Source organism: Paenibacillus agricola (genome assembly GCF_011440305.1).
GTDB lineage: Bacteria > Bacillota > Bacilli > Paenibacillales > NBRC-103111 > Paenibacillus_S > Paenibacillus_S agricola.
This window is the reverse complement of record NZ_JAAOIW010000060.1, coordinates 1-2,360: the sequence shown is the minus strand read 5'-3', so window position 1 is coordinate 2,360 and position 2,360 is coordinate 1. Positions and strand designations below refer to the sequence as shown.

2 protein-coding genes and 1 rRNA gene are annotated in these 2,360 nt (G+C 40.1%); 2 read left to right on the top strand and 1 reads right to left on the bottom strand.

Annotation, left to right across the window (positions count from 1 at the left end; all coding sequences use genetic code 11):
• Nucleotides 1-542: 542 nt before the first annotated feature.
• Nucleotides 543-1,352, top strand: coding sequence for a stalk domain-containing protein (locus G9U52_RS41245; protein ID WP_166158843.1), 810 nt, complete (start codon nucleotides 543-545; stop codon nucleotides 1,350-1,352).
• A 116-nt stretch (nucleotides 1,353-1,468) separates the two neighbouring features.
• Entirely contained in the window at nucleotides 1,469-2,164 is a 696-nt protein-coding gene (locus tag G9U52_RS38970) for a polysaccharide deacetylase family protein (protein ID WP_166158841.1), read from the top strand.
• A gap of 84 nt (nucleotides 2,165-2,248) precedes the next feature.
• Here the strand turns inward: G9U52_RS38970 and rrf are convergent.
• Nucleotides 2,249-2,360 (bottom strand): 5S ribosomal RNA (gene rrf, locus G9U52_RS38965); the annotation flags it as partial.

Genomic DNA, 2,360 nt, shown 5'->3' with positions numbered 1-2,360 from the left:
GTTCGTCCTGAGCCAGGATCAAACTCTCCATTAAGGTAGAACTTGAGTTGCCTCATTCTTTACATCTGGCGAGAACTTGCATTCTCTATTTTTACTCACTCGTTGATTCAGTTTTCAAAGGACAAAATACTCATTTGTTCAGTTATTTTTAACGTTTCCGTCAAAAGCAACTTTTATACTATAACATAATCTCTCGGCTAATTGCAAGTTATTTTTTCAATTATTATTAACTCGCTTTCGGAATTTAAGTATCCGTCTAACAGCCGGAAGATCAATATAACATATTGCCTAATACAATAGCAAGTACTTTTTATAATAAATCTTTATATCCCTATCCATTTCCCCTAATTAGCATATTCAGGCTATTATTGGATGATTTTGTAGGTTGTACTGTCCTAATCTATATGGTAACTTCTAAAAATGCCATTTATATTCCTTACTTCCGAACCGTCACCTGTCATTATTCAGTCTCTCTCTCCCCACTATACACAGAGCCTGTAAAATCGAAGTCCGAAAAAAGACGATTACTCAAGGAGGATTTAATGAAGTCATACTTTAAAAATTACGTCGTCGCTTTTATCTTAATGTTCACTTTTCTTATGCCTACCTCTTTTGTACTTGCAGCTCCACCTTCTATAAGTGAAATCAAAGTACAGATCAATGAACACCTGATCCCTTTTCCGGATGCACAGCCTTTTGTCGATAGCGCCAATCGTTTACAAATCCCCCTCCGAGCTATAAGTAAAAAACTTGAGTATGAAACAAGTTGGGAGCATAAAGGACAAGCCATACAAATCATTTTAAAAAATAGTGCACAGACCTTATCCTTTGTAACGGGAGAACACACGGCACTTTTGAATGGACAAAAAGTCCTCTTAAAGTCTGCGCCCCAATTAATCAATGGAACGGCATATATCCCCTTTCGTGACCTCGCTGATGCTTTGAGTATTAGGATCCAATGGGATTCCCAGAATCGTATTGCCATACTTAACCAGGATGGAAAATATCACGCACCCTCATGGTACGCACCCAACTACAAATTAATTCAAGGAACAGCCACTGCATATACTGGCTCTTCTTCTGAAAATGGAGGGTATGAAGGTATAGATTTTTTGGGTAACCCCTTATCTGTGGGTACTATAGCTGTGGATCCAACCGTAATACCCTTAGGTTCCAAAGTATATATCGAGGGATATCGATATGACGGTCTCCCCGCTGGTGGAATGTTCGCTACTGCTACCGATACAGGTGGAGCTATCAAAGGAAATAAAATTGATATTTACGTCCCTGACCCTAAAGAAAAAGCGTTTGAATTTGGTATGCAACAAGTAAATATATTCATTTTGGAATAACCAAGAAGGTCAAGCGCGAAGAGAGTGACTGTTTAGCAGCAGTTGCTCTTTTTTTGCATAATCCAGAAGGTCTGCGACAAACTAATAGGTATCAAGCTTCAAGGAGTGATAGACGTATGCTAACATTGATTGGGAAAGCTGCACTTCTTTCATGGTTTTTTGCCCTGACCGTGGTAACCTCTGCGAATCCAAACAGCGAGGTTGTGTGGAATGTAACTACAGATAAAAAGCTTATTGCTATTACTTTTGATGATGGTCCTAACCCCGTCTACACTCCACAAATTTTAGATTTGTTAAATGAGTATCAGGCAAAAGCAACTTTTTTTGTTTTGGGAAAAAGGGTCCAAATGTATCCGTCGATCGCTATACGTGAAGTGAATGAAGGGCATGAGATTGCTAATCATACTTTCGACCATCATTATTTGAAAAATGTCTCTCCAGAAAAATTAATCGAAGAAATACGCCAGACTCAGGAGATTATATTTGATATTACGGAACAGATGCCCCACGTATTCCGTCCGCCTGGAGGCTTCTATAATGATGCCCTCCTTCAATTAACAGGAGAGGACCAGCTAACTGTCGTTATGTGGTCTTGGTACCAGGACACAAAGGACTGGAAGAAGCCTGGGGTAGATCAAATTGTTAATACCGTACTATCAAATGTGCATAACGGGGATATTATTTTATTTCATGACTTGCAGGGAGATTGCAGCCAAACTGTTGCCGCCCTGCAGCAAATATTGCCGGAACTAAAAGGGCAGGGCTACCAATTCGTCACTGTAACGGATTTAATAGCACGTACGAAAAAATAGTTAGCCATATCTATACTTAGAAGACAGAGAAAGAGCCTTCCAGACTTGCATCTGAAAGGCTCTTTCTTATTCGTTGATACTATTGCTTGGCAATGTCCTACTCTCCCAGAACCCTGCGGTTCAAGTACCATTGGCGCTAGAGGGCTTAACGGTCGTGTTCGAGATGGGAACGTGTGGTTCCCCTCTGCCATCATCA

What these genes read in the sequence shown, in the direction of transcription:
- G9U52_RS41245 (WP_166158843.1), top strand. Translation starts at nt 543, where the DNA reads ATGAAGTCATACTTTAAAAATTACGTCGTCGCTTTTATCTTAATGTTC.
- G9U52_RS38970 (WP_166158841.1), top strand. Translation starts at nt 1,469, where the DNA reads ATGCTAACATTGATTGGGAAAGCTGCACTTCTTTCATGGTTTTTTGCC.